We start from the raw sequence: 5011 nt of genomic DNA on the forward strand, positions 1-5011 counted from the left end.
TTGGCCGAGGCAACCGCCGCCTGCAGCTGATCGATCGAGATGCCGCGTGCGGCAAGCGCGGTCGGGTCGATCTGGATGCGCACCGCGTATTTCTGCTGGCCGAAGATCGAGACCTGCGCCACGCCGTCGATGGTCGACAGCGACGGCGAGATGACGTTTTCCGCGAACGCATCGAGGTCGGTCAGCGGAACCGTGTCGCTGACCAGCGACATCAAAAGGATCGGCGCGTCGGCCGGATTGACCTTGCGATAGCTCGGCGGCGCCGTCATCTGCGGCGGCAATGATTTCTGCGTGCGCGCGATCGCCGCCTGCACGTCGGCCGCCGCCGCGTCGATGTCTCGGTTGAGCACGAACTGGATGGCGATCGAAGTCTGGCCAAGCGAATTGGTGGTCGAGATCGAATCGATGCCGGCGATGGTGGCGAACTGCTTGATCAGCGGCGTCGCCACCGATGTCGCCATGGTTTCCGGCGAGGCGCCGGGCAGCGAGGCCGAGACGTTGACCACCGGGAATTCGGCGCTGGGCAGTGCGGCCACCGGCAGGAACTTGTAGGCGAACAGCCCGCCCAGCACGAGGGCGAACGACATCAGAAGGGTGGCGACGGGCCGGCGTATGCAGAATTCGGAGATCATTGGGCGGCCTCGCCGGCGCTGGTCGCCTCGGCCACCTTGGGCGCAGCGGCACCCGCCGTGGTCTTGCCTTCATGCACCGCGGCGCCGTCCTTCAGCCGTGTCTGGCCCTCGGTGACAACCTTCTCACCGCTTTTCAGCCCCTGGCTGATGGCGCTGTTGTCGCCTTCGGTCAGCGCCACCTGCACCGGCCGCATCTCGACCGTGTTGTCCGGCTTGACCACATAGACGAAAGGGCCCTTCTGGCTTGGCTGCACGGCGACGGTAGGAACCGATGTCATCTGCGGCATGATGCCGGCGTCGAGCACGACATTCACATACTGGCCGGGCCATAGCGAAAGGTCGGCATTGGGAATACTTGCCCGCGTCGCGATAGTGCCCGACGCAGTGTCGACGCTGGAGTCGACGAAATCGAGCGTGCCCTTGCCGATCGGCGTCGCGTCACCATCCTTGGTCAGTGTCACCGCGCCCTGCTGCGGATTGGCAAGCGCCTTGTGCAGCAGGGCGAGATTGCTTTCCGGCAGATTGAAGTTGACCTGCAGCGGGTCCATCTGGGTGATGGTCACCAGCGGGGTCGCCGTGCTGCTGTTGCCATTGCTGACGGTGACGAGATCGCCGACGGCGACGCTGACCGCACCCAGCCTGCCGGAAATCGGCGCCGTGATCGTGGCGAAGCCAAGCTGGACATTGTCGGCGTCGATTGTCGCCTTGTCGGCGTCAACGGTCGCAGCGGCAGCCTTCTGCGCGGCGACGGCCTGGTCGTAGGTCTGCTGCGTGCCGGCCTGCTTGGCAACCAGATCCTTGGCGCGCTGGAGATCGGACTGCGAGCTGGCGAGCATCGCCTGATCCTTGGCGAGCGCCGCTTGATCCTTGGCAAGCTGCGCCTTCAGCGCCCGGTCATCGAGCGAGAACAGAACGTCGCCGACCCTGACCATCTGCCCATCCTTGACGTCGATCGAGACGATCTGGCTGGACACCCGCGCGTTGATGTTGACGACGGCGGGAGACGAGACGAAGCCGATCGCATAACGCCGGATCGGGAAATCGGCTGTCGAGGCGACGGCCGAGAGGATGGAAGCCGAGCGGGCGGCACCGCCGCCACCTGCCGCCTTGTCGCCCGCTGCCGGCTTGCCGGTTGCCGATTTGTCCGCGGCAGCGACCTGCTTTGCGCCGATGAGCTGCTGAGCCTTGCTCAGCGCGTCCGGAGACACATAGAGCCAGGCCGCGCCCGCACAGGCGACGGCAAGCAACGAAAGAACGACTTTTCCACGCATGGTCAAAGGCCCTCTCCACCCGACACGTCGTGGTCCGATGGTTCTACTCTAGCGCAAATCACGGCCCGTTGCCGCGATTTCGCCGAATAGATAGGACGCGCCTTTGTCGGAAAAGGGCCAAAACACGGCATTACGAAGATTTAATGTGCACTGCACAATGGATGTGCAACACGGGCTGAATCCCCATCCGACGGCTTGCGAGCCATCGCCTTCCGGCCTGAGACGACCAGAATGTGCGCGTCTCGACCTATTTGAGCATCGGCCAAAGCGTCGCCGCCAGCAGCACGCCCATGGCGATGTTGAACCATTTCAGCCGTACCGGGTCCGACAGGAAACCGCGCAGCGCGGTGCCGAACCCAGCCCACACCGAGACGCTCGGCAAATTGACGATGGTGAAGGCCACAGCGATCAACACCACCGACAGGAACGGGTGCTCGGCATTGGCATAGACGGCCATGGCGGTGATCGCCATCACCCACGCCTTGGGATTGACCCACTGGAATGCAGCCGCCTCGATGAAGCGCATCGGCCGCGCCTTCGTCTCGCCCTTGCCGGTCAGCGTGCGCGACATGGCGATCTTCCAGGCGAGGTACAAAAGATAGGCGCCGCCGGCGATCTTGAGCGCGGTATGCAGCGCCGGAAACGCCGTCAACACAGCGCCAAGGCCAAGACCGACGGCAAGCAGCAGCACGAGGAAACCCATGCTGATGCCAAGCATGTGCGGAACGGTTCTGACGATGCCGAAATTCACGCCCGATGCCAGAAGCATGAGATTGTTCGGCCCCGGCGTGATCGAAGTCACCAAGGCGTAGACAAGCAGGGCAAGGAAAGCGTCAAGCGACATGGATATCCTCCCCGACAAGTCAGGATCGTTGTCTTTTCTAGGCAACCCGCAAAGGCCCACGGACGGCCCACAGCGGGGCCAGAAGCCTCACTGTGGAAGCTGGCTGGCGCGCCCGGCGCCAGCACCGAAGGCCTACATCGCCTGCGGGCCGCGGTTCAACGCCGCCACGCCGGTGCGGCAGATTTCGACCAGGCCGAGCGGCTTCATGATGGCGATGAACTGATCGATCTTGGAGCCCTTGCCGGTGATCTCGAAGATGAAATGCTCGGTGTTGGCGTCGATGACGCTGGCGCGGAACGCATCGGCCAGCCGCAGCGCCTCGACCCGGGCCTCGCCGATGCCGGCGACCTTGACCAGCGCCAGTTCGCGTTCCAGCGGCCGCTCCTGGCCGGATTCATGCGAACGCACGGTCAGGTCGACGACGCGGTGCACCGGCACGATGCGCTCCAGCTGGTGCTTGATCTGCTCCAGCACATGCGGCGTGCCGCGCGTCACGATGGTGATGCGCGACAGGTGTTTTTCATGCTCGGTCTCGGAGACGGTCAGGCTCTCGATGTTGTAGCCGCGCCCGGAAAATAGGCCGATGACCCGGGCAAGCACGCCCGGCTCATTGTCGACCAGCACGGAAAGCGTGTGGTTTTCCGGCTTTTCCGTTTCCTTGGCGATAAAATAGGCCGAACCGGTCGGTTGTAGCTGTGCGTTCATGACATGAATCTCGATTTCAAGCTCTTGAGCTAATTCTTTGTTTGCGCAGGGCTTTCTCGCGACAGCCCTGCCTTGGTTCTGCCGGCTACACCAGTTCCCTGCCCTTGGCGTCGATGGCATTGGCCACCGCCTCGTCGGTCGCCTCGTCGGGCAACAGCATCTCGTTATGCGCCTTGCCCGACGGGATCATCGGGAAGCAGTTGGCGAGCGTCGCCACGCGGCAATCGAACAGCACCGGCTTCCTGACCGAGATCATCTCCTTGATCGCGTCGTCCAGCTCGTCCGGCTTTTCGCAGCGAATGCCGTGGCCGCCATAGGCCTCGGCCAGCTTGACGAAGTCCGGCATCGCCTCGGTATAGGAATGCGACAGCCGGTTGCCGTGCAGCAACTGCTGCCACTGCCGCACCATGCCCATATACTGGTTGTTGAGGATGAAGATCTTGATCGGCGCATTGTGCTGCACCGCCGCGCTCATCTCCTGCATCGTCATCTGCACCGAGGCGTCGCCGGCAATGTCGATGACCAAAGCGTCGGGATGCGCGATCTGCACGCCGAGTGCTGCCGGCAGGCCATAACCCATCGTGCCCAGCCCGCCCGACGTCATCCAGCGGTTCGGCTTCTCGAAACGATAGTGCTGCGCCGCCCACATCTGGTGCTGGCCGACCTCGGTGGTGATGTAGGTGTCCATGCCCTTGGTCAGTTCGTAGAGCCGCTCGATGGCGTATTGCGGCATGATCACGTCGTTGTTCATCTTGTAGGCGAGCGAGTCGCGCGCACGCCATTTGGCGATCTGCTCCCACCAGGGGTAGAGCGCCTTCTTGTCGGCCTTGGCGCTCGCCCGCCACAGCCGCACCATATCCTCCAGCACCCGGCCGACATCGCCGATGATCGGCACCTCGGTGTGGACGTTCTTGTTGATCGACGACGGATCGATGTCGATGTGGATCTTCTTCGAGTTCGGCGAGAAGGCGGTCAGCCGGCCGGTGATGCGGTCGTCGAAGCGCGCGCCGATGCAGATCATCACGTCGCAATCATGCATGGCCATGTTGGCTTCATAGGTGCCGTGCATGCCGAGCATGCCCATCCAGTTCTTGCCCGATGCCGGATAGGCGCCGAGGCCCATCAGCGTCGAGGTGATCGGGAAACCGGTGAGATCGACCAGTTCGCGCAACAGATGGCTCGCTTCCGGGCCGGAGTTGATGACGCCGCCGCCGCTGTAGATGATCGGCTTCTTGGCGCCCGCCATCAACTCGACCGCCGCCTTGATCTTCTCCAGGTCGCCCTGGACCTTTGGCTGGTAGCTGGTGCGTGGCGCGATCTGCGGCGGGACATAGAATCCCTTGGCGAACTGCACATCCTTCGGGATGTCGACGACGACCGGACCGGGACGGCCGGTGGTCGCGACATGAAAGGCCTCGTGGATGGTGGCGGCGAGCTCGTTGACGTCCTTCACCAGCCAGTTGTGCTTGGTGCAGGGGCGCGTGATGCCGACCGTATCGCATTCCTGAAAAGCGTCCGAGCCGATCAGCGAGGTCGGCACCTGCCCGGTCAGGCAGACC

The 5011-nt window shown here is 63.6% G+C and carries 5 protein-coding genes; all 5 read right to left on the reverse strand.

Annotated features, from left to right (window positions below; genetic code table 11):
- A partial coding sequence (locus ENZ75_RS20555; protein WP_164887898.1) for an efflux RND transporter permease subunit occupies positions 1–632 on the reverse strand: 632 nt, incomplete at its 3' end.
- Positions 629–1903, reverse strand: a complete 1275-nt coding sequence (locus ENZ75_RS20560) for an efflux RND transporter periplasmic adaptor subunit (RefSeq protein ID WP_063168269.1) — start codon at positions 1901–1903, stop codon at positions 629–631. The genes ENZ75_RS20555 and ENZ75_RS20560, both read right to left, overlap by 4 nt.
- A gap of 247 nt (positions 1904–2150) precedes the next feature.
- Positions 2151–2747 carry a LysE family translocator gene (locus tag ENZ75_RS20565; RefSeq protein ID WP_024501399.1) on the reverse strand — a complete coding sequence of 199 codons (597 nt, stop codon included), beginning with the start codon at positions 2745–2747 and terminating at the stop codon, positions 2151–2153.
- Positions 2748–2879: 132 nt separating this feature from the next.
- The gene (ilvN, locus tag ENZ75_RS20570; protein WP_013531048.1) at positions 2880–3452 is read right to left on the reverse strand and encodes an acetolactate synthase small subunit; all 573 of its coding nucleotides are present in this window, start codon (positions 3450–3452) and stop codon (positions 2880–2882) included.
- A gap of 85 nt (positions 3453–3537) precedes the next feature.
- A partial coding sequence (locus tag ENZ75_RS20575; protein ID WP_128278274.1) for an acetolactate synthase 3 large subunit occupies positions 3538–5011 on the reverse strand: 1474 nt, incomplete at its 5' end.

It is taken from the genome of Mesorhizobium sp. M7A.F.Ca.CA.002.04.1.1, from assembly GCF_004022805.1.
In the GTDB taxonomy this organism is placed as follows: Bacteria; Pseudomonadota; Alphaproteobacteria; order Rhizobiales; family Rhizobiaceae; genus Mesorhizobium; species Mesorhizobium ciceri.

Bases quoted from the DNA above. Each gene is read 5' to 3' on its own strand.
- ENZ75_RS20560 (WP_063168269.1), bottom strand. From the start codon at position 1,903: ATGCGTGGAAAAGTCGTTCTTTCGTTGCTTGCCGTCGCCTGTGCGGGC.
- ENZ75_RS20565 (WP_024501399.1), bottom strand. From the start codon at position 2,747: ATGTCGCTTGACGCTTTCCTTGCCCTGCTTGTCTACGCCTTGGTGACT.
- ilvN (WP_013531048.1), bottom strand. From the start codon at position 3,452: ATGAACGCACAGCTACAACCGACCGGTTCGGCCTATTTTATCGCCAAG.